21 protein-coding genes and 2 pseudogenes are annotated in these 26,018 nt (G+C 62.8%); 13 read left to right on the plus strand and 10 right to left on the minus strand.

Annotated elements, in window-relative coordinates; translation table 11 throughout:
• Positions 1 to 47 precede the first annotated feature (47 nt).
• Positions 48 to 362: pseudogene (locus CO670_RS05265) on the plus strand (phosphate ABC transporter substrate-binding protein); the annotation flags it as partial.
• Positions 363 to 522: 160 nt separating this feature from the next.
• Here CO670_RS05265 and CO670_RS05270 read toward each other — a convergent pair.
• The 7 genes and pseudogenes from CO670_RS05270 to CO670_RS05300 all read right to left on the minus strand — a co-directional run bounded on the left by CO670_RS05270 (position 523) and on the right by CO670_RS05300 (position 7,664).
• Entirely contained in the window at positions 523 to 945 is a 423-nt protein-coding gene (locus CO670_RS05270; protein ID WP_097589286.1) for a type II toxin-antitoxin system VapC family toxin, read from the minus strand.
• A pseudogene (locus CO670_RS05275) lies at positions 942 to 1,189 on the minus strand (plasmid stabilization protein). Before CO670_RS05275 ends, CO670_RS05270 begins: the two are co-directional and overlap by 4 nt.
• Positions 1,190 to 1,269: 80 nt before the next feature.
• Entirely contained in the window at positions 1,270 to 2,247 is a 978-nt protein-coding gene (ugpC, locus tag CO670_RS05280) for a sn-glycerol-3-phosphate ABC transporter ATP-binding protein UgpC (RefSeq protein WP_097589287.1), read from the minus strand.
• A gap of 4 nt (positions 2,248 to 2,251) precedes the next feature.
• On the minus strand, positions 2,252 to 3,079 hold the full coding sequence (locus CO670_RS05285; protein WP_097589288.1) for a carbohydrate ABC transporter permease: 828 nt from the start codon (positions 3,077 to 3,079) through the stop codon (positions 2,252 to 2,254).
• On the minus strand, positions 3,076 to 3,954 hold the full coding sequence (locus CO670_RS05290) for a sugar ABC transporter permease (protein WP_097589289.1): 879 nt from the start codon (positions 3,952 to 3,954) through the stop codon (positions 3,076 to 3,078). The genes CO670_RS05285 and CO670_RS05290 overlap by 4 nt, the downstream gene beginning before the upstream one ends.
• Positions 3,955 to 4,021: 67 nt before the next feature.
• Positions 4,022 to 5,305: an extracellular solute-binding protein gene (locus tag CO670_RS05295; RefSeq protein WP_097589290.1), complete on the minus strand. Its 1,284-nt coding sequence runs from the start codon at positions 5,303 to 5,305 to the stop codon at positions 4,022 to 4,024.
• Positions 5,306 to 5,342: 37 nt separating this feature from the next.
• Complete coding sequence (locus CO670_RS05300) at positions 5,343 to 7,664, minus strand: alpha-L-rhamnosidase (RefSeq protein WP_097589291.1); 2,322 nt, start codon at positions 7,662 to 7,664, stop codon at positions 5,343 to 5,345.
• 142 nt (positions 7,665 to 7,806) lie between these two features.
• Between CO670_RS05300 and CO670_RS05305 the strand changes: the two genes are divergently transcribed.
• Complete coding sequence (locus CO670_RS05305; protein ID WP_097589292.1) at positions 7,807 to 8,865, plus strand: LacI family DNA-binding transcriptional regulator; 1,059 nt, start codon at positions 7,807 to 7,809, stop codon at positions 8,863 to 8,865.
• Positions 8,866 to 8,917: 52 nt separating this feature from the next.
• Here the strand turns inward: CO670_RS05305 and CO670_RS05310 are convergent, their stop codons facing one another.
• Complete coding sequence (locus tag CO670_RS05310) at positions 8,918 to 9,829, minus strand: dihydrodipicolinate synthase family protein (protein ID WP_097589293.1); 912 nt, start codon at positions 9,827 to 9,829, stop codon at positions 8,918 to 8,920.
• A gap of 129 nt (positions 9,830 to 9,958) precedes the next feature.
• Between CO670_RS05310 and CO670_RS05315 the strand changes: the two genes are divergently transcribed.
• Positions 9,959 to 10,663 (plus strand): GntR family transcriptional regulator, encoded by a 705-nt coding sequence (locus tag CO670_RS05315; protein ID WP_097589294.1) that lies wholly within the window; start codon positions 9,959 to 9,961, stop codon positions 10,661 to 10,663.
• 496 nt (positions 10,664 to 11,159) lie between these two features.
• Here CO670_RS05315 and CO670_RS05325 read toward each other — a convergent pair whose 3' ends face one another.
• Together CO670_RS05325 and CO670_RS05330 are read right to left on the minus strand one after the other, a co-directional pair.
• Positions 11,160 to 12,497 carry an alpha-L-fucosidase gene (locus CO670_RS05325; RefSeq protein WP_097589296.1) on the minus strand — a complete coding sequence of 446 codons (1,338 nt, stop codon included), beginning with the start codon at positions 12,495 to 12,497 and terminating at the stop codon, positions 11,160 to 11,162.
• A gap of 25 nt (positions 12,498 to 12,522) precedes the next feature.
• A complete protein-coding gene (locus CO670_RS05330; RefSeq protein ID WP_097589297.1) occupies positions 12,523 to 13,530 on the minus strand; it encodes a LacI family DNA-binding transcriptional regulator in 1,008 nt (335 codons plus the stop codon).
• A gap of 191 nt (positions 13,531 to 13,721) precedes the next feature.
• On the opposite strand from CO670_RS05330, the gene CO670_RS05335 reads away from it, so the two are divergent.
• From CO670_RS05335 to CO670_RS05380, 10 genes are all read left to right on the plus strand, one after another.
• Complete coding sequence (locus CO670_RS05335) at positions 13,722 to 15,647, plus strand: ABC transporter substrate-binding protein (protein ID WP_097589298.1); 1,926 nt, start codon at positions 13,722 to 13,724, stop codon at positions 15,645 to 15,647.
• 102 nt (positions 15,648 to 15,749) lie between these two features.
• Positions 15,750 to 16,736, plus strand: coding sequence for an ABC transporter permease (locus CO670_RS05340; RefSeq protein ID WP_097589299.1), 987 nt, complete (start codon positions 15,750 to 15,752; stop codon positions 16,734 to 16,736).
• A 12-nt stretch (positions 16,737 to 16,748) separates the two neighbouring features.
• A complete protein-coding gene (locus tag CO670_RS05345) occupies positions 16,749 to 17,882 on the plus strand; it encodes an ABC transporter permease (RefSeq protein WP_097589300.1) in 1,134 nt (377 codons plus the stop codon).
• Entirely contained in the window at positions 17,872 to 18,921 is a 1,050-nt protein-coding gene (locus tag CO670_RS05350) for an ABC transporter ATP-binding protein (RefSeq protein WP_097589301.1), read from the plus strand. The genes CO670_RS05345 and CO670_RS05350 overlap by 11 nt, the downstream gene beginning before the upstream one ends.
• Positions 18,921 to 19,979, plus strand: a complete 1,059-nt coding sequence (locus tag CO670_RS05355) for an oligopeptide/dipeptide ABC transporter ATP-binding protein (RefSeq protein ID WP_176538872.1) — start codon at positions 18,921 to 18,923, stop codon at positions 19,977 to 19,979. The genes CO670_RS05350 and CO670_RS05355 overlap by 1 nt, the downstream gene beginning before the upstream one ends.
• Positions 19,979 to 20,812, plus strand: coding sequence for a 5-deoxy-glucuronate isomerase (locus CO670_RS05360; RefSeq protein WP_097589303.1), 834 nt, complete (start codon positions 19,979 to 19,981; stop codon positions 20,810 to 20,812). Before CO670_RS05355 ends, CO670_RS05360 begins: the two co-directional genes overlap by 1 nt.
• A gap of 46 nt (positions 20,813 to 20,858) precedes the next feature.
• Entirely contained in the window at positions 20,859 to 22,733 is a 1,875-nt protein-coding gene (locus CO670_RS05365) for a glycosyl hydrolase (protein ID WP_097589304.1), read from the plus strand.
• 11 nt (positions 22,734 to 22,744) lie between these two features.
• Positions 22,745 to 23,563 (plus strand): TIM barrel protein, encoded by an 819-nt coding sequence (locus CO670_RS05370; protein WP_097589352.1) that lies wholly within the window; start codon positions 22,745 to 22,747, stop codon positions 23,561 to 23,563.
• Positions 23,564 to 23,567: 4 nt separating this feature from the next.
• Positions 23,568 to 24,584 (plus strand): hydroxyacid dehydrogenase, encoded by a 1,017-nt coding sequence (locus tag CO670_RS05375; protein WP_097589305.1) that lies wholly within the window; start codon positions 23,568 to 23,570, stop codon positions 24,582 to 24,584.
• A complete protein-coding gene (locus CO670_RS05380) occupies positions 24,581 to 26,002 on the plus strand; it encodes a mandelate racemase (RefSeq protein ID WP_097589306.1) in 1,422 nt (473 codons plus the stop codon). The genes CO670_RS05375 and CO670_RS05380 overlap by 4 nt, the downstream gene beginning before the upstream one ends.
• Positions 26,003 to 26,018 lie beyond the last annotated feature (16 nt).

Here is a 26,018-nt window from a genome sequence, read left to right on the forward strand (position 1 = left end):
TCAAACGGGACGCTGTAGCGCTCACGCAGGGACAATGAAAGATCGGCATGCATCTCGTCAGCATTGCCATGTACCTGACATCCCGGCCGCTCGCGGAGGCGACGGCCGAACTCTGGTCGTTTCTCCGGCATCACCTCCAGCACGCTGGCGTTACTGGCATGCCTGAAACGCTCGACCAACCGGTTGCCTATGACGAAGCCTGGCTGAGGCCAAATCTTCTTCTGTCGCAGGCATGCGGCTATCCTTTTGCCACGAACCTGCGCGGCCGGGTGCGGCTGGTGGCCACTCCTGTATACAGCCATCCCGGCTGCGATGGGCCGCTGATGCGCAGCTTCATCATCGTCCGGAAGAATTCTCCCCTCCGCGTGCAGTCGAACTGATGATCCGCCAAGGCCAGCCTGCGCGTCTTCTCGCCTGACGATCCGCCTCTGAATTTGGCAGTGGCGCCGGCTTCGGTTTCTGTCGGTGCCTCTTCCCCGCTGTTGGAACCTTGCCGTGCGGAATCACTGGCGGTTCCGCGTGCTATTTGCCCTTCCACGGATTGACGATCTGAAGATTGATCCCCGCGGAATCGGAGACATTGCGTGTTGCGAGCGAAGCCCCACGCGAAATGGCGATGGCGGCAATCTGGGCATCGAATTGACTGATCGGCCGACCCGCTTTGCGACGGTCGGTAGCGATCGTCGCATAGACGTTCGAAGCCTCGCGATCGAACGGCAGGACGCGCCCGCCGAAATCTTCGGTGAATATCGGCAAAATCACTGCCTCCAGATCGCGTCGGCGCCGCCCCTCGGGAAGCAGACGAAGGCCATAGAGAATCTCCGCCTCCGCTGCCGCGGTCGTGAAGACGGAAGAAGGATGCTGCTTTGCGACCCAGTCGAGAACGGCCGCATTCGGAGCGGGCGCCAACAGTTCTGAAATGACATTGGTATCGAGAACGATCACGCGGCGAAGTCCGGAGGCTCGCGAATTGGCTCTCGGGGCGGAATGTCGAGTTCGATGCCGCCGACCGAGAGCAGGCGCGTGCGGATGGCATCTGCGAGATTGCGGGCCATCGGTTCGCTGGCCGCAAGCGCTGTCCGCAAAATATCCCGTGCCTCATCCTCCATGGAGCGTCCGTGGGTTGCGGCGCGTATGAGTAGCCGCTGCTTCAAACCTTCGTCAGATTGCGGATGGTCATGCTGGCCATTTCGTTCTCCATTCAGCAATGATTGCATATTAATCATTGATTGCAGATTTCCACGGCGAGGCCATCGGCATTACGATGTTTCAGAACCGATGCTCCGCACCCTCGACCGGATTTGCCCAGACCGTCATCCCAGGCGCAAACGGCGTGTCGCCTTCGGTGCGCACGACCATTTCGCCGAGATCGGCGACGTCGAGGTAGAGGATCGCGTCGGCGCCGAGGCGTTCCACGTGCCGGATCGTGGCATGCCACTGTCCGGCGTCTGCCGACAGGCGGATATGTTCCGGACGGATGCCGTAGGTCGTGCAGTTCAAACGCCGTGCCGTCTCGCCGCCATAGAGGTTCATCTTCGGGCTGCCGATGAAGCCGGCGACGAAGGGGGTGGCGGGATTGCGGTAGAGCTCCATCGGGCTGCCGATCTGTTCGACCGCTCCGCCGTTCAGGACGACGATCTTGTCCGCCATCGTCATCGCCTCGACCTGGTCGTGGGTCACATAGATCATCGTCGATTTCAGCCGTGCGTGGAGATCGGAAATCTCCAGGCGCATCTGGGCCCGCAGTGATGCGTCGAGATTGGAGAGCGGCTCGTCGAACAGGAAGACCTTGGGATCGCGAACGATCGCCCGGCCGATGGCGACGCGCTGCCTCTGGCCGCCGGAGAGCGCTTTCGGCTTTCGCTGCAACAGGTGGGTGAGCTGCAGCGTTTCTGCCGCCGCCGCGACCTTGGCTGTGATTTCCGCCTTCGGACGGCGGGCGAGGGAAAGGCCGAAGCCGATATTTTCTGCCACCGTCATATGCGGATAGAGCGCATAGCTCTGGAAGACCATGGCAATGCCGCGTTCGGAGGGTTCGGCATGGGTCACGTCCTTGCCGCCGATGGTCAGCCTGCCTGAGGTCGTCTCTTCCAGGCCGGCGATGATGCGCAGCAGCGTCGATTTTCCGCATCCCGAGGGACCGACGAACACCACGAACTCGCCGGAGGCGACCTCCAGATCGATCCCCTTGATGACCTCGAGGGCGCCGAAGCTCTTGCGAACCTGTTTGAGAGTGAGCTCGGCCATTCTGCTACCCTTTGACTGCGCCAGCCGTCATGCCCGCGACGATCTGCCGGTTGAAGAAGATGAAGACGATCAGCGGCGGGATCGTCACGAGGAGGATGTTCATGAAGAGGAGGTTGTACTGGCTCGTATACATGCTCTGGAAATTATAGAGCGTCAGCTGCACCGTCACATTCTCCTTGCCGGGAAGGTAATAGAGCGGGTTGGTGAAATCGTTGAAGATAGCGATCGACTGCACGACGATGTTGGTGACGGTCACCGGCTTCAGAAGCGGCAGGATCACCCGGAAAAAGATCTGCCGCGGCTTTGCGCCGTCGATCAGCGCCGCCTCGTCGAGATCGCGCGGGATGGTCGAGATGAAGGACCGGTAGAGCAATGTCGAGAAGGACAGATTATAGGCGACCTGGATCAGGATCATCCCGGTCATGGTCTTGAAGAGGCCGATCTCCTGCAGCAGGCCGATCGTCGGAACCACGGCGGGCGGCATCATCAGCCCCATGAAGAGCGCAACCGAGGCGACCTTGTTCCAGGCGGTCCTGCGGCGCTGCATCACATAGCCCACCATCGCCGACAGCAGGATGAGAATCGCGACGGAGGCGACGGTGATCAGCGTCGAATTGAAATAGGCGAGCACGAGCTGGTAATCGCGCGCCTTGAAGACGGCCACGAGATTGTCCCAGAACAGCCATCGCTCCGGCAATTTGAAATCGAGGCGCGAGGCTTCCGATTTCGATTTGACCGCCTGGAGAGCGACGAAGACGAAAGGCATGACGAAGATGACCGCCGCGACGGCAAGCGATATGGCGCCGGTCACATAGGGACGGATGCTTCTCATTCCTCGACCTCGCGCCGGTTGAACCACAGGGTAAGCGGCAGGATGATTGCGGCAATCAGCGCGAACAGGATGACGTTGCCGGCCGTCGACAGGCCGTAAAAGCCTGCCTGATACTGCTTGTAGATGACCGAGGCGATCACGTCGGAGGAAAAGCCGGGGCCGCCGCGAGTCATCGCCCAAATCAGGTCGAAGGAGCGAAGGCCGCCGATCAGCGACAATGTCACCACCGTGACGGTTGCCGGGCGCACGAGCGGCAGGGTAACGCGGAAAAATTGCTGCAGGCGCGTGGCTCCGTCGATCCTCGCCGCTTCGTAATAATCGGGGCTGATCGCGGCGAGGCCGGCAATGAAGATCAGGGTCGCGAGGCCGACGCCCTTCCACAGATCGACCAGCGCCACCGAAAACAGCGCGAGCGCCGGGTCGGTCAGCCACCCTGGCCCGGGAATGCCGAGCGCCTCGAGCGTCACATTGATGATGCCCTTGGTCGGATGCATCATCACGGTGAAGGTGATGCCGATGCCGATCGTCGAGACCAGGACGGGGAAGAAGACCAGCGTGCGCAGGAAGCCGCGGGCGAAGATATTGCCGGTCAGGAGCACGGCGAGCAGCAGCCCGCAGACCGTCTTCAAGCCCGAGGTCGTCACGGCATAGATCAGCGTGTTGACGAGCCCCTGGATCAGGAAGGGTTCGGAAAAGAACTGCCGGAAATTTTCAAGCCCGATGAATTCGGCCGTCGACAGATCCCATCGTGTCAGGCTGAACCAGAGAGACGATATCGTGGGAACGAGAAACAGCACGCCGTATATGACGGCGGCGGGAATGAAAAACCACAGCGGATAGGGCGATTTGCGCGCGGGGCGGCGTGTCTCGATCATAGCTCCCTCTTCGATCGGGTGGAGCCCCGCCCTTCGCGGGCGAGGCCGACTGGCCCGAAAGACCGCTCTACCAGTTGGGCAGGCCGAGCTGCTTGGCCTGCTTGCGCACGTCCTCGTCATAAAGCTTCGCCGCGTCGGCGGGCTGGCGGATGCCGGAGCCAACTTCGACGGTGATCTGTTCGAGCGCCGGTCCCTTGACCGGAGAGACGAATTCCAGCGCCGGCGTCGTTTTGTCCTTGGCCTCGAAATAGGGAAGCATGTCCTTGATTGCAGGCGGCACGTCCGCCGGCAGGTCGCAGCCGTCGACGAGGGAAGGCCCTTGGACGGCGTTGGTGTCCACCATCACCTTGCAGCCCTCGACGCTTCCGGCGAAATCGACGAATTTCTTCGCTTCCTCGGCATGATGGCTGCTGGCCGGAATATAAAGGCCCGGCGGCATCCAGACCGTCAGCCCGTTCGTCGCCGCATCGTCGCTCGGCTGAGCGAAGAAACCGACATCGCCCAGATTGTCGGGATAATTCTGTTTGAGCGCGCCGACGGCGAAGCTCAGCATTGGATAATGCGCCGCCTCGCCGGTCGCCACCATTCTCAAGCCATCGTCATAGCTTGCCGCGCCGAAGTCCTCGTTCATCAGGCCTGCGTCGTGAACGTCCTTCAGCCGTTCGAAGCCCTTCATCGCCGCCGGTGTTTCGGCATATTTCGCCTTGTTGGCGGTATAGTCGGCGGCGAAGTTCGGCACGGCGGCATGCAGATTGTAGTAATCGGCGAGAACGAAGAGCTGCGAAGTCCAGGTATCGCGATAGGTCTGCGCCACGGCGACCTTGCCCGATGCCTTGACCTTAGCGTTGTTGGCCATGAAGTCCGCCCATGTCTTCGGAACGGACAGGCCGAGGTCCTGGTAGATCTTCCTGTTATAGAGGATCCCGCCCGCCATCGCCGTGCCGAAGGGAACGCCGTAGAGCTTGCCATCGGCGCTGACGACCGCCTTGAAGCTTTCGTCGACCTTCGCTTGCGACGACAGGCCGCTCAGATCGACAAGCGTCTGCGTGGGCTTCAGCGCCTGCAGGAGCGAGCCGGAATTATAGAGAAACACGTCGGACATTTCGCCGGTCGCCAGGCGTGTCTTGACGATGTTGTCGCCCTCGCCGCCGCCCGGCCGCTGCTCGATCTCGATCGTCACGTCGGGCGCCTTGGCCTGGTAGGCGGCGACCAGAGCCTCGGCCGCCGCGACGGTATCGGGGTTGTTGTCGATCAGGAAAGACAGCGTGGTTTCCGCCTGCGACGGGCCGGCTGCGGCCAGGGCCAGAAGCGCCGACGCGCCCCAAAGAATGCGCTTTATCCGATGTGTCATGACGTTCCTCCTCTGAACGGTGTGACCTTTATGCTCCTCAATGATCGGGTAGAGAAAAAACCAGCTGGTGCGTCCCGGGCGAAAGAACGGCCTCTCCGGTGACAGGCTTGCCGTCGAGCGACGGGTTTTTGTGCCGCCGTCCGGGCCGGAAGCGGCCGACGCAGCCCTCCGGAAGCGTCAGCACGTAAGTGACCTCGTTGCCGGTGCAGCGCCAGCCCGCCTCGATGCGTCCCTGGCTGACATCGTGATAGGCTGAAACATGCGAAAGCGACGGGATCGGCGCGGGATCGACGATCACCTCGGCAAACCCCGGCGCATCCGGGCTCGGTGAAATGCCGGCGACGCATTCGAACAGCCATTGGCAGACCGCGCCATAGGCGTAGTGATTGTAGCTGTTCATGTCGGGCTCGTAGATGGTGCCGTCGGGCGCCATCGAATCCCAGCGCTCCCAGATGGTCGTCGCTCCCTTCGAGACCTGATAGAGCCAGCCCGGCACGTCCTCCTGCAGGAAGACCTTTTCGGCGAGGTCGTCCATGCCGAGCTTCGTCAGCGCCGGCAGGAGCGCAGGGGTGCCGATGAAGCCGGTGCCGATCTTGTAGTCGGCATCGATGATCACCTGTCGGAAATGCCGCCGGGCCGCCTCATCATGTTCGGCCGGTATCAGGTCGTGGAGGAAAGCCAGCGCATAGGAGGTCTGGTCGTTATGGGCGAGGCGTCCCGCCGGGGTGATGAACTCGTTGGCGAAGGCCCGGCTGATTTCGCCGGCACGCCGTTTCATCTGCTCTTCAAGGGTGTCTTCGCCAAGAACGGCTGCGATCTTTGCGAGAAGGTCTGTCGAGATGAAGTGGTAGAGGGTGGCGGCGCAATCGTCGGCTATCGTCGGGCGCGGCTTCCTGTTGTCGCCGACCGGCTGCAGCCAGTCGCCGAAGGTGAAGCCGCGCGCGCCCCAATGCGACGGCGGACGCACGATCGGGCCATCCGAGATGGACCAGACGAAATCCACCCAGCGCACCATGGAATCGAGGCACTCCGAAAGAGCGGCCCGATCGCCGTAATGGGTATAGAGCACCCAGGGGATGACGACGATCGCATCGCCCCAGCCGGTTGAGCCGGCATAGCCCGGGAAGTCTGCGGGATGCAGACGCGTCGGGTCCGGCGAGAAATGCGAGACGGCCCCGTCCTCGCGCTGGTCGGCCATCACGTCGCGCAGATATTTCCTCAGAAAGGACTGGCTGTTGCTCAGCCAGCATGCGGTTGCGGCAAAGACCTGGGCGTCGCCCGTCCAGCCCAAGCGCTCGTCGCGCTGCGGGCAATCTGTGGGCACTTCGACGAAATTGGCGCGCTGCGACCAGATGGTATTCTGCACGAGACGGTTGACGAGAGTATTGCCCGAGGTGAAGCCGCCGGCGGGTTCCGGCACCGACGAGATCGGGATCGATGCGATTTCGAGGATCTCGGCATTTCCTGTGATCGTCACTCTGGCATAGCGGAAGCCGTGGAAGGTGAAATGCGGCGCATAGGTTTCGTCGCCGTCTCCGCGCAGCGTGTAGAGCGTGTGCGCTGCGGCCGCACGATAGTTGCGATTGTCGAAATGGCGATCGGGGCCGAGGACTTCCGAATGCTCCATCCGCACCTGGGCGCCGCCGTCGCCACGGACCGCATATCTGACATAACCACCGACATTCTGGCCGAAATCATAGATCGTCCTGCCCTCATCATCGCTCCAGCTGTCGACCGGAGCGAGCGGCTGCAATTCCCGTACCGCCGCGGTCTCATGGGCGACGAGCAGCCCTTTGTCGAAAGGAAGTCTCTCGGTCCCATGGGTTTCTGCGAGGGTTTCCCGGAGGGCGTCATAGATCTCGCCGAAATAGATCCCCGACTTCAGGATGGGCAGAAGGCCGCTCCGCCAGCTCGTATCGGTGGACAGAATGGTGCCGCCCGGCGTGACCAGATCCGCAATGGCGCCGATCCTCTCGCCCCAGCAGTTCGGGATCGCTTTGGCGCCCCACATGATGGGCGACCGGTACCATCCGTCGGCGAGCCAGATCTCGATCCGGTTGAGGCCTGATTTGAGCAGGCTCGACACGTCGTATCGCTGATAGGCAATGCGATCGTCATAATTCGTCCAGCCCGGTGTCAAAAGATCGGTGCCGACGCGCTCGCCGTTGATGAAGCAGCGGTAGAGGCCGAGCGCGGAGATGAAGAGTTCGGCCGGACCGCCGGCGCCATCATACTCGAAAGTTCTGGAGACGAAGCTTGCCTGCGTTCCCTGGCCGCCGTCCGACAGCGGCGCGATCATGTCTCCAGACCAGATGCGCGAAACGCGATTGCCGCTGATGGCTGCCGGCTGAAAGTTCATCAAGTCCTCCCACAGAATGTAGAACGTTCTCCATATAACGTTCTACATTTTTTTCGGGACTGCAATAGAAATTTCGCCGCCACTCTGCCATGGTGTTTTCGCGGGCGATTGTGGACGGCCCGCAGGGCAGCCCAGAGATTTCATGTCGATCGAAGACAAACAAAGACTGCAACGAAATGATCGCGTGACGATCCGGACAGTGGCAAAGCACGCAGGCGTCTCGGTCGCCGCGGTTTCCAAGGTGATGCGAAATGCCTATGGCGTCAGCGAAGGGCTGCGCGCAAAGGTGACCGACGCCATCGAGGAGCTCGGCTATCGCCCTTCGCGGGCCGCACGGGGTCTGCGCGGCCGCAGTTTCACCATCGGGGTGCTGCTGATCGACATCCGCAATCCCTTCCTGCCGGAGGTGATTGCCGGCGTCAACGGCGTGTTGGCGCCGTCGCATTATCAGGCGATGATCGGCGTCAGCGATGCGCGGGTGCAGCTGGAGACCTCGTTGATCGAGTCGATGATCGACTACAAGATGGACGGCCTGATCCTCGTTGCCCCGCGTTTGCCCTCCGAGATCATTGCCAAACTCGCGTCAGAGATACCGATCGTCGCCGTCGGCTACCACGATGCCGGCGCCACCGCCTTCGATACCGTCAATGCCGACGACCAGCGCGGCGCGGAGATCGCAGTCGAGGCGTTGCTTGCCTGCGGCTACCGCGATATCGAAATGCTCAGTCTCGGAGAGCGCGAGGGGCACCAGGTCTCCGTCGTCCGTCAGCGTGAGATCGGCTTCCGCCGGGCGATGCAGCGTGCCGGGCTCGGCTCGTCTGCCTCGATCAGCAAAATCCCGATCGCCCCGCCAAAGCGGGAGGAAACGATGCGAAAATTTCTGTCGCGGAAGAACAGGCCGCGCGCCGTCTTCTGCTGGAGCGATCTCGACGCGATCACGCTTTTGAGCCTGGCCATGGAGATGGGGGTGCGCGTGCCCGAAGACCTCGCGGTCATCGGCTACGACAATTCCTCGACCGCGGCGCTCGGCCTCGTCAATCTCGCAAGCATCGATCAGTCGGGCAGGGAGCTCGGCCAGGTCGCCACCCGGACATTGATTACCAGGATAGAGGGCCGCACCAGCGCGGAGCATATTTTCCAGATACCGTCGCTGGTCAGCCGTGGCAGTCTCATCCGTTCCAGCAACGCCAAAGGCGCTTAGCGGGAGTGTGGAAAGGCCGACAGCTGCGCTGCACGCTGCCGGCCACTTTATGTCAGGCGGCCTTGCCGATTTTCGACGGACGCGTGGCGGCCGCTTTTTCGACCATCGCAGTGACCTCGGCGCGCCGCGCGCCCGAAAGCGGCAGGCGCGGCATGCGCACGCGCTCGGAGCCGCGGCCCATGATCTGCTCGGCGAGCTTGATCGACTGTACGAGGTCGTGTTCGGCATCGAGATGCAGGAGCGGCATGAACCAGCGATAGATCTCGCGGGCCTTCGCCCAGTCGCCGCGTTCGGCAGCGGCGACGAGCTGCACGGATTCCTCCGGGAAGGCGCTGGTGAGACCCGAGACCCAGCCCTTGGCGCCAAGCATCAGGCCTTCGAGCGCGACGTCGTCGAGGCCGGCGAAAATATCGAAGCGATCGCCGAAGGCATTGATGAGATCGGTGAAGCGGCGCGGGTCCGGCGCGCTTTCCTTGACGGCCTTGATATTCGGCACGTCGGCCAGCACCTTCAGCACGTCGGCGCCGATGTTGACGCGATAGGCCGGCGGGTTGTTGTAGAGCATGATCGGCAGCGAGGTTGCTTCGGCGACGGTGCGGAAATGCGCGATCAGCTCTTCCGGCTTCGGTACATAGACCATGGCCGGCAGCAGCATCAGCCCGTCGGCGCCGAGCTTTTCGGCGTCACGGGCATAGGCGACGGCGCGGCGCGTGTCGAATTCGGAGACGCCTGTGACGACGGGAACGCGGCCGTTGACGACCTCGACGGCAGCTTTCAGGATCGTGCGCTTCTCATCGGGATCGAGCGAATTGTTCTCGCCGCATGTGCCCATGACGATCAGCCCGTTGACCCCGTCATTGACGAGCGCGTCCTGAACGCGCTGGGTCGAGGGCAGATCCACGGAAAGATCTTCGTTGAATTGTGTCGTTACGGCGGGAAATACGCCCTTCCATCCTGTCGTCATCGCTTGAACCCCGTTGAAGTCTGGAGCCTTATATACAAACTGTCGACAAGACTCAACCGGCTTTATGAGAACCGTTGCGGAAACCGGCCGAAACGCAATACAAGGCTTTCAGGATAGAGGGCGGGACACATGCAGAACGACGCGGAAAATGTGCGGGTGCGCGGCTCCGGCACGCAGAGCGTCTATGTGACGCTGCGCCGGGAAATCCTGTCCATGGCGCTGGAGCCCGGCAGCCCGCTCGATGAAGTGCGGTTGTCGGAGCGTTTTGGGATGTCGCGAACGCCCATTCGCGAGGCGCTGCTGCGGCTTGCCGCCGACGGACTGGTCACGACCCTGCCGAATAGGAACACGATCGTCGCGCCGATCGATTTCGCGAGCCTGCCCACCTATTTCGAAGCGCTGACGCTGATGTACCGGGTCACGACGCGCGGGGCTGCCGAGCGGCGGAACGGTGACATCATGAAGAGCATCCGGCTGCATCAGAAGCATTTTGCCGATGCCGTCGCCGCGCGCGACGCCTATGCGATGATCGAGGCGAACCGCGAATTTCACGTGGCGATCGCCGAGCTTGCCGGCAATGCCTATTACACGGCTTTCTTCGCCAAGCTGCTCGACGAAGGCCGGCGCATCCTTCGCCTCTATTACTCCACCTTCGATGACCGCCTGCCGCGTCAATATGTCGACGAACACGAGGAAATCATTGCTGCGATCGAGGCGGGCGATGCCGAGCGGGCAGACCGGCTGGCGATCGCCCACGCCAGCCAGATCGTCCGCCAGATCCAGGACTATCTCGCCCGCGACCTCGACCGGCCAATGGCGATCAGCCTGTCCTGAAGCATGGGATCACGCAGAGTGAATGCATCAATCCTGCATAGCAGTCGCACCCTTGCCTTGAGCTTGACCTCCATAACCGGAACGACGACAGTTACTTCGACAAAAGAATTGCAACGCAGGCAATCAGCAGTGTTGCAAATCCGAGAATCATGAATGGTGTTCCATAGCAAACCCTTGATTTGTTGGTAACCAGATCTTTGTCATCAGTTGAATCCCCTTTATACAGCTTTATCCCGACATGGCTGTCTAAATCAAAATTCCAGTTATTTCTCTTATAGAACATTATTTCTCTAACTTCTTGGATAATTAGAAATATAACTACTAGAGATAGTATTATAGTGCCACCAATAATTCCGTCTTGATGATTATATTTCTCAGATAAAAACATATTTTCCCTTTAAGACTCGTCCACCATGCGCAAGGCCGGTGGGGTTTTCGGTCGGTCCCGGGTTGCGCTGTTGGGACATGGCCAAGGCTAGTTTTAGCTGCTTCGATCCTAGGCTTGAATGCCACCTGTGCTCCCCGCCTTGAGCCTGACCTCGATGACCGGGACGACGACCTTGGGACGGCGCACCGGCAGGACGAATGTCAGTTCGTCCTCGGCGACGGGAAACTGCGTGTTCGCCCACAGCGTATTGGCGGATGGGCGCAGCCAGGTGACTTCGCTGGCGTCATGCAGGAATTGCGCATATTCGATCTTCCCGGCTAGGGCATCGAAATGCAGATGCTTGTAGGGCCAGTTGAAAAGGTGGATGTAAAGCCGATCGCCGTTCTGGGTCAGGCGGCAGTCGGGCGGGGCGGTGAAGTCGGACTGGGTGCAGCCGACGATGCTGCGCTCGTGCAGCGCCATCCACTCCTCATAGGCGGCAAGGGCCGATATCGCGCGGTGGTCGAGCGTGCCGCGTGCCGTCGGTCCGACATTCATCAGCAGATTGCCGCCGATCGCAACGGTGCCGACCAGCATCTGCACCAACTGCTCCGTGCTTTTCCAGGTGTCCTCGTCGCGGTGATAACCCCAGGAGCCGCTGAGCGTCTGGCAGGCTTCCCAGACGACGCGCCTGCCGTCGCGTTTCGGCCAGGCGCGCGGCATATATTGCTCCGGCGTGACGATGTCGGGCTGCAGACCGGCAAGGTCGAGCCGGTTGTTGATGATGATATCGGGGGCAAGCTCGCGCACCAGGCGCACCAGCTTCTCGCTTTCCCAATCCTGATGGCCCTTTCCCACCAGTTCTCCGAGCTTCCACTGGGGATAGCTGAAATCGAACCACATGATGTCGATCCGCCCGAACTCGGTCAGCAGCTCGCGCACCTGCTCGCGCATGAAGGCGGCATAGCGCTGCATATCCCGGCCTTCGTTGATTTTCGCTGCATCGGGATGATTGCGCTGCGGATGGCGCGGATCGACGGTGAAGTCGGGGTGATGCCAGTCGATCAGCGAATAATAGAAGCCGATCCTCAGGCCCTCGGCGCGGAAGGCGTCGACGAAAGGGCGCAGCAGATCCTTTCCATAGGGCGTGTTGGTTGCCTTGAAGTCGGTGGCCTTGGTATCCCACAGGCAGAAGCCCTCATGGTGCTTGGTGGTCAGCACCACATATTTCATGCCCGCGGCCTTGGCGCGTCTCGCCCATTCGCGGGGGTCGTAGAGATCGGGATCGAAATGATCGAAATATTTTTTATAGTCGGCGTCGTTCAATTCTTCGCGGCTTTTGACCCATTCATGGCGCGCCGGCAGGGCATAGAGGCCCCAATGCACGAACATGCCGAAACGGTCGTGGACGAACCAGGCTTTCTTCTCCTCGGGCAGGGCCAGTGACTGCAGATTGTCGGCATCCATGGGATATCCTCCTGTTGATCGTCGATCAGGTCGTTTCGCGGATGATGAGCTCGGGCACGATGACGATGCCGTGCTGACGGTTTTTGGTGGCGATGCGGCTGAGCAGCAGGCGCACGGCTTCCTCTCCCATTTCCCGTTTCTGCACGCGTAGCGTCGTCAGCGCCGGGGACAGAAGTTCGGCGGTCGGGATGTCATCGAAACCGATGAGGGCGATCTGTTCGGGGATGGAAATGCCGGCGGCCCGGCAGGCCTTCATGGCGCCGATCGCATTGAGGTCGTTGTAGCAGACGAGGGCGTCGATCCCGGGCGCTTCCGCCAGCAATTGCGCGGCCGCCGTCTGTCCGCCCGCAGCCGTGGGATCACAGTAGACGATGCCGTGCGCCTTCAGCCCATGGGCCGCCAGCGTTTTGCGGAAGCCGACGAGGCGGCTCTTGCCGCCGAACGAACTGCGAGGTCCCGCGACGATGGCGATTTTTCGGCGTCCGCGCTCGACCAGATGGTCGATGGCCCGCGAGGCGCCGGTCTCGTAATCGGTAACGATCGTTCCGGCGACTTCAGGGGGAGCCTCGCGGTTTATGAGCACGACGGCGCGGTGGTGCGCGAGCGCCTTGTGCAGGGCGGCGTCGGGCAGGCGCGCGCTGCAGACGATGATGCCGTCGACGCGGTGCCGCAGCAGCGCTTCGATGAGCTCTTCCTCGCGCTTGCTGTTTTCGACGACGTTGGACAGAAGCAGGTTGTAGCCGGCCGCGCTCGCCGCATCCTCGGCTCCCCTGATGACCTCGGGGAAGAACGGGTTGGTGATGTCGGGAACGAGAAGGCCGATGGTCTTCGACCGGTCGGATCGCAATCCGCGCGCAAAGGGATTGGGCCGGTAATTGAGTTCGTTTGCCGCCAGGAGAATGCGCTGCGTGGTCTCCGCACTGGCGCCGCCCTGATCATTGAGCACGCGCGATACCGTCATCGGCGACACGCCGGCGGCGCGAGCGACGTCGGCGATGGTGATTTTGGATTCTGGCTCTTTGGGGCGGTTCAACTGGGCTGTCTCTCGGAAGGATAGAATTTTGCGATAACGATAACTAACATAATTCCAGAGAAAGCCAAGGCGGTTCAAGCCATGAACGCGGCTAGTAGAATCTCTTTGACAAGATTGAACGGTAACGTTAACGTTATGGCTGAAGGAAAATACGTTAACGATAACCTAGGCGAGATCATTGGGAGGAAACAATGCAACACGTCAGAATGCTACGACGGCAGGTCGTTTCGACCGTTGCCGGTGCGATCCTCATCGGTTCCAGCTGGGCCGGCGCCGCCCTCGGCTTTCAGGAGGCGCCGGAGCTCAAGGCGCTCGTCGATGCTGGCAAGCTGCCGCCGGTCGAAAAGCGGGTGCCCAAGGAGCCGCTCGTGCTCACTCCCCTTGAATCGGTCGGCGCTTATGGCGGCACCTGGCGCACGGCCACCTTCGGCGGCGGCGACAGCGAGATCGAGCGTTCGATCGGCTACACGCGCCTGGTCCGCTGGAACCCGGAATGGACGGAGGTGATTCCCGACATCGCCAAAAGCTTCGAGGTCAATGCCAATGCCACCGAATATACCTTCACCCTGCGCGAAGGCACGCGCTGGTCGGACGGCGAGCCTTTTACCGCGGACGATCTGGTGTGGTGGAACGAGAATGTGCTGCGCAACACCAAGATCACCCCCGCCGCGCCGGGATGGCTGACTGCGGGGGGCGAGACCGTCAAGGTCGAGAAGATCGGCGACGACAAGGTGGTCTTCAAATTCGCCGCGCCGAACGGGCTCTTCCTGATGAACATGGCGACCGTGCGCGGCTCCGATATTCTGGCGGCGGCACCGGCGCATTACCTCAAGCAGTTCCACAAGGATTTCAATCCCGACGGCGTCGATGCCCTGGCGAAGGCGGCCGGCGCAACCGACTGGGTCCAGCTCTTCAACAACAAGATCGGCTTTCCCGGCCGCTGGCGCGATCTCGGCCGCCCGACGCTCGACGCCTGGGTGCTGACCGCGCCCTATAACGGCACGACGCAGGTCGTCGCCGAACGCAATCCCTATTATGCCAAGGTGGATACGGCAGGAAACCAGCTGCCTTACTTCGACCGCATCACCATCGACGTGATGCAGGACACGCAGGCGATCATCCTGAAAGCGATCAGCGGCGAAATCGACATGCAGAACCGCTTCATCGAGACGACGGATGCCCGCACCGTGATCGTGCAAAACCAGCAGAAGGGCGGCTATGGCCTGTTCATCGCCCGGCCGGCCTGGTCGAATGCGCTGCTGATCACGCTCAACCAGACCCACAAGAACCCGGCCCTGCGCGCCGTCTTCTCCAACAAGGACTTCCGCATCGGTCTCAGCCACGCCATCAACCGCGAGGAGCTCAACCAGCTGATCTATGCGGGACAGGCCAAGCCCTATCAGGCCGCACCCCGCGAGGGCACGGCGCTCTACGACGAGAAGATGGCGACGCAGTATCTCGAATATAATGTCGATCTCGCCAACCAGTATCTCGACAAGGCCGGCCTGACCAAGAAAGACACCGAAGGTTTTCGCCTCGGCCAGGACGGCAAGCGGATCACCTTTGCGATCGATGCGCTAACGGGCAGCCCGATCCAGGTCGACGCGCTGGAAATGATCCAACGCTATTGGCGGGCGGTCGGCATCGACATGCAGCCCCGCCCGGCCGAACGGTCGCTGATCTTTTCCCGCCTGCAGAACAACGAAAATGACGGTCTGGCATGGGTCGGCGGCGGGGGTTACGACTTCCTCGGCCTGCTCGATCCCAAATGGTATTTCCCGCACGAATATGAATCGAGCTTCGCGACGGCCTGGGGCCTCTACTACCAGAATCCCAAGGATCCGAACGCTGAGGAACCAAGCCCGGCGGCCAAGAAGCAGATGGATCTCTATCGCCAGGTTCAGGAAGCGCCGACGCTGGAAAAACAGCTCGGAGCCATGAAGGAGCTGCTGGCGATCACCCGTGACGAGTTCTACGTCATCGGCACCAACCTGGAGCCGGACCGCGTCGGTATCGTCAAGACCAATATGCACAACGTGCCGAAGGTCATCCCCAGCACGTCCTTCTACATGACGCCGGGACCGGCCAAGCCGGAAACCTTCTACTACCAGCAATAAGACAAATGATCGGCCGGAATGGTGCTCGTCAGGCGCCGTTCCGGAACCAGCCCCGCCCAATCACCCAGTCCGATCGGCGATGCCGGTCGAAGGAGCTTGAACATGGCCGGCTTCATCATCAGACGTCTGCTTTACATGATCCCGATGATGTTCGCGATCTCGGTCGTGACCTTCATCATCATCCAGCTGCCGCCGGGCGACTTCCTGACGGCGATGACCGCGCGGCTGGCTTCGCAGAACGAGACCGTCGATCCCGGCGTCATCGCGGGTCTGCGCGAACGCTACGGCCTCGACCAGCCCTGGGCGGTGCAATACTGGAAATGGATCAGCGGCATCCTGCTGCGCGGCGATTTCGGCCAGTCCCTCGATTGGAACAAGCCGGTCAGCGAGCTGATCTGGGCGCGCATGGGCCTGACGATGGTGGTCTCGGTCACCACGCTGCTCTTCGTCTGGGCTGTGGCCTTTCCGATCGGCATCTATTCGGCGGTGCGGCAATATTCGGTCGGCGATTACGTCGCCACCTTCTTCGGCTTCCTCGGCCTTGCCATCCCGAACTTCCTGCTGGCGCTGGTGCTGATGTTCGTCTCCGCGCAGTATTTCGGCCAGAGCGTCGGCGGGCTGTTTTCGCCCCTCTATATCAACGCTGCCTGGAGCTGGGCCAAGCTCGGCGATCTCATCTCGCATATGTGGATCCCGGTCGTCGTGCTCGGCACGGGCGCGACGGCGGCGCTGATCCGCATCATGCGCGCCAATCTACTCGACGAACTCAACAAGCCCTATGTCGACATGGCGCGCGCCCGGGGCCTCAGCGAAATCCGCCTGCTGCTCAAATATCCGGTGCGGGTTGCGCTCAACCCCTTCGTCTCGACTGTCGGCTGGGTACTGCCGCACCTCGTCTCGGGTTCGGTGGTGGTCTCCATCGTCCTCAGCCTGCCGATCACGGGACCGCTCCTGCTCAACGCCCTGTTTGCCCAGGATATGTATCTCGCCGGCACGTTCATCCTGCTGATGAGCATGCTGACGCTGATCGGCACCCTGATCTCCGATCTGCTGCTCGCCTGGCTCGATCCACGCATTCGCAATGGCTGAAGGACGATAGAAATGACCGATCAAGCCATCGCACAGATACCTGAACGTGTTCGCAATTCCGATGCGGTCGCCGGCCAGTGGAAACTGATCTGGCGCCGCTTCCGCCGCCACCGGCTGGCGCTTGGGGCAGGGGTCGTCATCCTGCTGATTTACCTGGTCGCCCTGTTTGCCGAGGTGATCGCTCCGGTTTCATCGCAGACCTACGATTCCCGCTACACCTATGCGCCGCCCCAGCAGCTGAGATTTGCCAGCTATGACGCGGCGGGGCAGTTTCATGCGCTCTACGTCAACGGCTATTCGATGAAGGTCGATCCGATTGCGCTCAGCCGCACCTATGTGCCCGATCCGGCCGTCGTCATTCCCGTCGGCTTCTTCGTCAAGGGTGAACCCTATCGGCTCTGGGGGTTGTTCGATCTCGACCGTCACCTGATCGGCCCGGTCGAGGCCGGCAAACCCTTCTACCTGTTCGGCGCCGACCGGCTGGGCCGCGACGTCTTCAGCCGGACGGTGCACGGCACCCGCGTTTCAATGTCGGTCGGCCTCATCGGCGTGGCGATCAGTCTGATCCTCGGCATTATCCTCGGCGGCATCTCCGGCCTTTATGGGGGTTGGGTGGACGATGTGATCCAGCGCTGCATCGAGCTCATCAACTCGATCCCGACCATCCCGCTATGGATGGGCCTTGCGGCTGCCGTTCCGATCAGCGCCGATCCGATCCTCGTCTATCTCTGGATCACCGTCATCCTGTCGCTGATCGGCTGGACGGATCTCGCGCGTGTCGTGCGCGGTCGCTTCCTGTCGCTGAAGACGGAGGACTTCGTCATCGCCGCCGGTCTCGATGGCTGTTCCCGGATGCGCATCATCTGGCGGCACATGGTTCCCTCCTTCATGAGCCACATCATCGCCTCGGTGACGCTTGCCATTCCGACGATGATCCTCGCCGAGACCGCGCTTTCCTTCTTGGGAATCGGCCTGCGCCCGCCTGTGGTCAGCTGGGGCGTGCTGCTACAGGAGGCGCAGAACATTCTCGCGGTCTCGAGCGCTCCCTGGCTGTTTCTCCCGGGCATCGCGGTGATCGTCACCGTGCTCGCCCTCAATTTTCTTGGTGATGGATTACGCGATGCTGCAGATCCCTATGAATACTGACTCCCATCTCGCCGCCGCCGGCGGCCGGAGCATCGAACGCGACCCGCTGATCGAAGTCGACGACCTCAGAACCCATTTCTTCGGCGGCGCGGGCACGGTGCGGGCGGTCGACGGCGTTTCCTTTTCCATCCCGCGCGGCAAGACGGTCTGCGTCGTCGGCGAGTCCGGTTCGGGCAAGAGCATCACCGGCCGCTCGATTCTCAATCAGGTACCGCGCGGCGGGCGGATCGTCTCGGGCGCGATCCGCTACCGGCCCGATCCGGCCGGGCCTGCCATTGATCTCGTTTCGCTCGATCCGCGCGGCCGCGACATGCGGGCGATCCGCGGCGCCCAGATCGGGTTGATCAGCCAAGAGCCGATGGCGGCCCTGTCGCCCGTCCATACGATCGGCAACCAGATGGTGGAGGTGATCCGCCTGCATCTGAAGATGGGAAAGAAGGAAGCGCGCGAACACGCCATCGAGACGCTCGCTCTTGTCGGCATTCCGAGGCCGGCCGAACGGATGGAAAGCTATGCCTTCCAGTTTTCCGGCGGCATGCGCCAGCGCGTCTGCATCGCGCTGGCGCTTGCCTGTCGTCCGAAACTGCTGATTGCCGACGAACCGACCACGGCACTCGATGTGACCACCCAGGCCAATATCCTCGATCTTCTCGCCTCGCTGCAGGCCGAATTCGGGCTCTCGGTGCTGTTCGTCACCCATGATCTCGGCGTGGTGGCCGAGATCGCCGACGAAGTCGTCGTCATGTATGTCGGCCGAGTGGTGGAGGCGGGCGACGTCGACACGATCTTCCACGCGCCTGTTCATCCCTACACCAAGGCGCTGCTGCAATCGGTGCCGCGCATGCATGGGCAGCCGAGCGAACGGCTGGCGACCATCGAGGGCATGGTGCCCTCGCGTTTCCACAGGCCGGAGGGCTGCAGCTTTCATCCCCGATGCAGAGAGGCGAGGGCGGGCCTCTGCGATCGGAAGGACCCCGGATCCGTCGTCGTCGATGACGGGCACGTCGCCAGCTGCCTGCTTTACGAGGGGAGACAATGATGGCCGATCCCGTAATGCAGCCAAGCCCGCTGCTGGAGCTCAACGATCTCAGGATGCATTTCCCCATCCACAAAGGCGCGTTCCGACGGGTCGTCGGCCATGTCAAGGCGGTCGACGGCGTCTCGCTTCGCGTCGAGGACGGCGAGACGCTCGGCATCGTCGGCGAATCCGGCTGCGGCAAATCCACCCTTGCCCGCACGATCCTGCGCATCTACCAGCCGACCAGCGGCGAGATCCGTTATCGCGACCGCAGCGGCGGCACGGTCGATCTCGCGGGCCTGTCCGGGGCGGCCCTCAAGGAAATCCACCGCGACCTGCGCATCGTATTTCAGGATCCGCAATCCTCACTCAACCCGCGCCTTCCCGTCATCGACATCATCGGCGAGGTGCTTGGTGTCAACGGCATCGCCAAAGGCCGGGAGCTCGAGCACCGGGTCGCCGAGCTGATGCAGAGTGTCGGCCTGCGGCCCGAATATATGCGACGCTATCCCCATGCTTTTTCCGGCGGTGAGCGCCAGCGCATCGGCATTGCCCGGGCGCTGGCCTCCAATCCGCGGCTGGTGATTGCCGACGAAGCCGTCTCGGCGCTCGATGTCAGCGTGCAGGCCCAGACCATCAACCTGCTGCAGGACCTGCAGGAACAGTTCGGCCTGACCTATCTCTTCGTCGCCCACGACCTCTCGGTCGTCCGGCACATCTCCGACAATATCGCCGTCATGTATGTCGGCCGGGTCGTCGAGAAGGCGCCGACCGAGCAGATCTTTTCGCGCCCTCGCCACCCCTACACCGAAGCGCTGCTCTCGGCGGTGCCGATCGCTGATCCGAGGCTGCGCCGCCACGGCAAGCGCATCCGGCTGGCGGGCGAGGTCGCCGACCCCGCGCACCCGCCTCCCGGCTGCCCATTTCATCCGCGCTGCCGCTACGCCACCGAGCTTTGCAGGCGGGAGCTGCCGCCGCTGCGCGCCGTCACCGCCGATGGACACGAAGTGGCCTGCCATCACGCCGAATCCCTGACCCTTAATCCTTTCGCCGACCGTACCCTTCCGGAGTTCAATTGATGCCCGAATTCATTCCACGCTCCGAGCAGCGTCCCATTGTGGATACCTCCTCCGGGACGCTCGATCTCATCTACTTCGACCTCGTCACGCTCCCGGCCGGCGGCCAGGACACGCGGCGGCTGCCCTTGCACGAAAGCCTCTACGTCGTGCTGTCGGGGCAGGTGGATATCGCAGTGGATGAGGTCAGCTTCGAAGCTGTGGGCCGGCGAGCCGATATCTGGGGAGGCGACGCGGATTCGGTTTACGCGCCCGTCGACGCCAATGTCCGGATATCGGCCCGTGGCGGCCCGGCGGAAGTCGCCATTGCCGGCGGCCTCTGCGACACGCGATACGCGCCGTTCAGGGTGACCCCCGACGAGGTCGACGCGGTCAATGTCGGCTCGCCCGACACCCACAGCCAGCGGCGGATCGTCCACCTCCTCGGCCAACGGCAGAACGGCCACTGCGGCAACCTTCTGGTGAGCGAACTCTATGCCGGCGAGGGCTGCTGGTCGGGCTATCCTCCGCACAAGCACGATACGGAAGACGGCGATGCCGAGACCCTGCACGAGGAGCTCTATCACTACCGCTTCCAGCCCGAGACCGGCTTCGGCAGCCAGATCACCTATGACGACAACGGCCCGGTCAAGATCCTCATGACCCGCAACGGCGACACCTTCCTGCTCGATCGCGGCTACCACCCGACCGTCACTTCGCCCGGGCATCGCGGCTACATCTTCACCATCCTCGTCGGCAAGCATCGCCGCGGGCTGATCCAGCGCTTCGATCCCGCCCATCAGCATCTGACCAAGACCATCCCCGGCATCGACGCAATGCGCGACAAGTTCAAATAATCCGGCCTTTTGCGCTGCCAGCCTTTCCCTCCAAGGAGAACGATCCATGCGTGAACGTACGCGAATAAGCGTTGATGCCGGCGAAGCGGTGCGCCCCTTCAACCGGTTCTGGCGCGGCACCGGCTTTTCGCCGGCCGAATTGCTGCTCGAACCCGAGATGCGCCAGATGCTCGCCTATATCGGCGGCCTGCCGAACGAAGGCATCCGCTATCTGCGCGTCCATTATCTCTATAATCTGCTGCGCGCGACCGGCGGCGAGGGCAGATTCGTCTACGACTGGTCTCTGCTCGACCGGGCGCTCGACGTGATGATCGAGCACCGCCTGAAACCGTTCTTCGAGCTGATGGGCAACCCGTCTGATCTCTTCACCGATTACGAGGACATGGACCAGGTCAGGCGCTGGCGGGATCTCGTGACGGCGACGGCAGACCGCTACGGCACGCGCTACGGCATGGACGAGTTGCGGACATGGTATTTCGAAACGACGAATGAGGCCGACTCCGGCTGGTGGACCTACGGGATCAAGGGCTACACCAATTATTACGACGCCTGCGTCGCAGGCCTCGACGCCGTCGATCCGGGCCTGCCGATGGGCGGGCCGGGCACCGCCCGCACGCTCTCGCCGATCTTCCGCGCCCTGATGGCTCATTGCGACAGCGGCGCGAGCTGCCTGAGCGGCGACGGCCCGCCGCGCCTCGACTACATCTCGATCCATGAAAAGGGCGTCAACGGCAGCAAGGACGACCTGACGCCGAAAACCAACGCCATCGTCGACCGCACACTTCTCGTCGTCGACTATCTCAGGGAGCACCATCCGCGGCTCGCCGGCCTGCCGATCATCAACGACGAATGCGATCCGCAGCTCGGCTGGAGCGACCATCACAGCTGGCACGGCAAGGCCTATTATGCCGGCATCATCGCCCGCATCATCGAGCAGCACGACCGGCGCATCATCGCCCCGCAAGCGGCAAATTTCAGCTTCCTGAGCAATGACCACGCCTTTATCGGCGGCTGGAGCCAGCGCACGATCTTCGCCTATTTCGGTCCGCGCAATTTCACCAAGGCGCAGTGGGAGCACAAGACCGATCTGGATCGGCTGGTGACCGACATCGACAGCGCGCCGCCCTTCGACCTCATCAAGAAGCCGGGCCTGACATCGATGGAGCTGCTGGCGACGCTCGGAGATACCGTCTGCAAGGTGACGGCCGAGCCGCCGCTCTCGCCCGATCAGGATGGCCTGGCGATCCTGCCGACACGGCTGCCGGGCGGCGGTGTTTCGATCAGCCTCATCCACAGCGTCGATGCCATCAACCGCTCGGGTCGGACCGCCGTGCGCCTCGAGGTCGGCGGGCTCGTTCCCGGCCGCCATGCGCTTTGCCTGCTGCGCATCGACGAGGAATTCACCAATCCGATGGAGGTCTGGGAGGCCCAGAGCGACGAAAGCAATCCGCGCGGGCCCTTCGAGCCGGTCGGCGCGCCGCCCGTGCCTGATGAAGCGCAGTTTGCCGAATTGCGCCGCGCCCAGGAGCCCGCCCTGCTGCATCCGATCAGTGTCGTCGCATGCGGCGAGGGCCGGATCAGTGTCGATCTCGACGTGCCGTTGCCGTCGCTGACGCAGGTGCTCGTCGTCCCCGACATCGGCGCGCCGCCGGCCGCGCCCACCGGCCTCGTCGTCGAACGTTACCTCGGCCTCGGCGGCCGGGAGGAGCGCATGCTCTTCTGGGCAGCCGGTGATGTGAGCCCCGCCATCTTCTACGATGTCCTCGCCAGCACCGACGGCAAGGCCTTTGAAAAGGTCAGTCCGGTGCCGCTGATTTCGACTGCATTCCTGCACATGTCGCCGCCGGTGGGCGTGCGATACGCGGTGCGCGCCCGCGATGCCTTCGGCCGCGAGAGCGAGCTCTGTATTTCCCGTCGATGAGCAGCGGCATCATGGATATCGCCTATTTCACCAAGACCCTGGAAGGCCTGCCGCTGGAGAAGGCGGCGGAGATCACTGCCGGTTTGGGCTTCGATGGTGCCGATCTTCTCATCCGCGATGGCCACACCGTTTGCCCCGACAGGCCGGAAGAGATCGTCAATGCCGCAAAGCGCTTTGCTGCGGCCGGCCTGCGGACACCCATGGCGACCATCGATGCCACCCGGCCTGACGATGCCACGTCGCGGCTTCTCGGTTGCTGCGGCGAGGCCGGCATCGGGCAGGTCCGGCTCGGCTTCTGGCGCTATGATCCGTCCCGGCGCTGGAAGGCGCAGGCCGATGAGGCGCGGCGTGACCTCGATGGTTTCGAGCGCCTCGCCGAACGCTTCGATATCAAGCTGACCGTCCAGCTTCACGGCGGAACCCTGCACAGTTCCGGCGCGCTGGCGGCGCAATTGCTGGCCGGCCGTGATCCCTCAAGGATCGGCGCCTATCTCGATCCGGCCAACCAGATCATCCGCGAGGGCAGCGAGGACTGGCGTCTGACGCTCGACCTTCTCGATCCCTGGTTCTGCTGCATGGGCGTCAAGAATTGCGGCTGGTTTCCCGGCGTCTATGGGGCGCAGGGCCAGCGTGCCTGGCATTCGGATTGGTATGGGCTCGATGAAGGCATAGTGCCCTGGAACGAAATCATCCCGCATCTGGTGATGGATGGCTTTGCCGGGGTGCTCTCGGTGCACTCCCAATACCGGCTTCCCCGGGAACAGGCGCTCGCCAAGGCCCGCGCCGATCTCGCCCATCTCAGGCGCCTCGTCGCCGCAGCGAAAGAATAGAAGCATGCGTGAACAAGCTCCCGTCATCGCCGTCCTTTTGACCGAAAAGACCCGCCGCATGATGCTCGACGATGCGGCGACCGCTGATTTGAACGCCCTCGGCGACGTCCGCTGGCCGGCCGGCGCGACGATCGATGCCGCCGATGCCGACCGGTTGCTGCAAGGCGTCACGGCCTGCCTGACCGGCTGGGGTACGCCGCCCTTCGATCCCGCGGCGCGCCAACGCCATCCGCAGCTTGCCCTCGTCGCCCATTCGGCCGGCAGCATCCGCACGCTGGTTCCCGTCCGCCTGTTCGATGATGGCCTTCGCGTCAGCCATGCCGCCTCGAAAATCGCCGCCTCGGTTGCCGAATTCGTCGTCGCCGAAGCGCTGCTTGCCATGCGCGGCATCCACCTTCTGCATCATCGATTGCGCAAGGGCGGCGAATGGCTCGACGTCCGCGCCGCCGTGCCGCAAAGATTGCTCGGCGCCAGAACGGTCGGCATCGTCGGCGCCGGATATGTCGGCCGGGCGGTCATGCGCCTGCTGGTGCCTTTCGGCTGCCGCGTGCTTGTCGTCGATCCCTATCTCGACGATCGCGAGGCTGCCGCGCTCGGCCTTATCAAGGCCGGGCTGGACGATGCGCTTGCTAAGAGCGATGTGATTTCCCTGCATGCGCCCGTTCTGCCGGAAACGCGCCGCATGATCGGCGCCCGCGAACTCGCGCTGCTGCGCCCCGGCGCCTTGTTCATCAACACGGCGCGGGCCGAACTGGTCGACGAGGCCGCGTTGCTCGCGGAGATCCGCTCCGGCCGTATCGAGGCGGCTCTCGATGTCTTCGACAATGAGCCACTGCCTCAGGACAGCCCGTTCCGCGATCCTGCGCTTGCCAATGTCACTATCTCACCGCATGCTGCCGGCCACACCGAAGAGGCGCATTTCGCTCAGGGGCAGGCCATGGTGGACGAGATCGGCCGGCTGCTGCGCCGGGAGCCGCTCCAACACGAAGTGTCGCGCGCCATGCTGGAGCGGATGGCATGAGCTTGGACAGAAGCATTGGAGGTTCCGTGACGGCGCCACGCATCAGAATTGTCGAGATCGATGCCTTCGAGCGCGAGATCAGCCTGCGCCTGCCGTTCCGCTTCGGCGCGGCGACGCTGGAAAAAGCGCCGCAGGCCTTTCTCAGGGTGCGTGTCGAGGACGAGGAAGGGAAAACCGCCATCGGTGCGGCCGCCGAATTGATGGTGCCGAAATGGTTCGACAAGAACCCGGCGCTGACGCCGGCGCAGAATGTCGATCAATTGCGCGGCTCGATCCGCACCGCTGCGGCAGCATCGCTCGAAGCGTCGGCGCCGGCGACATTGTTTGCCGCTGCGCAGTTGAACGAGATGGAAACCGTCCGCCGCCTGCCTGGAAACCCGCTGGCCGCCGGTTTCGGTCCTTCGCTGATCGCCCGCGCAGCACTCGATGCCTATTGCCGCCTTGCCGGTATTTCCTTTTTCGATGCGGTGCATCGCAATCTCGTCGGCATCGGTGGCCCGATGCTATCAGGCGATATCGACGCGGATGCAGCGTCAGCGGTGCTCGCTGGGCTTCGCCCTGTTGACTCGATTGCAGCCCGACATACGATCGGGCTGCTCGACTCCATTACCGAGGACGAGATCGTCGATCCGGTCGGCGATGGCCTGCCGGAGAGCCTCGAGGCAGTGATTGCCCGTTATGGCAACCGCTGGTTCAAGATCAAGCTTTCGGGCGCGGCCGATGCCGATATCGACCGGCTGTCGCGGATCGCCGCCGTTTTGGACCGTCTGCCAGACTACCGGGTGACGGTCGACGGCAACGAACAGTTCGCCACCGCCGACGCGCTTGCCGCCCTCTTGGCGCGGATCGCGGCCATGCCACGGCTGGCGCGGCTGCGTGCGGCCATGGCCTTTATCGAACAGCCGTTTTCGCGCGCGATCACCATGGAAACGCCGCTCGGAGAACTGGCGTCGCAGCTGCCTTTCCTGATCGATGAGAGCGACGATGGCGACGGCGCCTTCGCCCGTGCCCGGGGGCTCGGCTATACCGGCGTCTCCTCGAAAACCTGCAAGGGCATTTACCGCTCGCTCATGAAGGCGATCCGCATCAGAACGGAAGGTGTGCCGGGATTGTTCCTCTCCGGCGAGGATCTGACCTGCCAGGCCGGGCTTGCCGTGCAGCAGGATCTGGCGCTGGTCTCCCTGCTCGGCCTCTCCCATGTCGAGCGCAATGGCCATCACTATGTGGCCGGCATGCAGGGGGCGCCGCAGGCGGAGAAGGCGCGTTTTGCCGATGCCCATCCCGATCTCTACGAGCAGGGGCGGGACGGGCCGCTCCTGTCGATCCGCGACGGCCGGATCGCCATCGCTTCGCTCGGGGCCATCGGCTACGCGAGCGGCACCTTGCCCGATTTCGGATCGATGAAGCCATTGTCCTGAGAGCTGGCAACATTCG

Origin of the sequence: Rhizobium sp. J15 (genome assembly GCF_002531825.1) — a bacterium.
GTDB lineage: Bacteria > Pseudomonadota > Alphaproteobacteria > Rhizobiales > Rhizobiaceae > Rhizobium.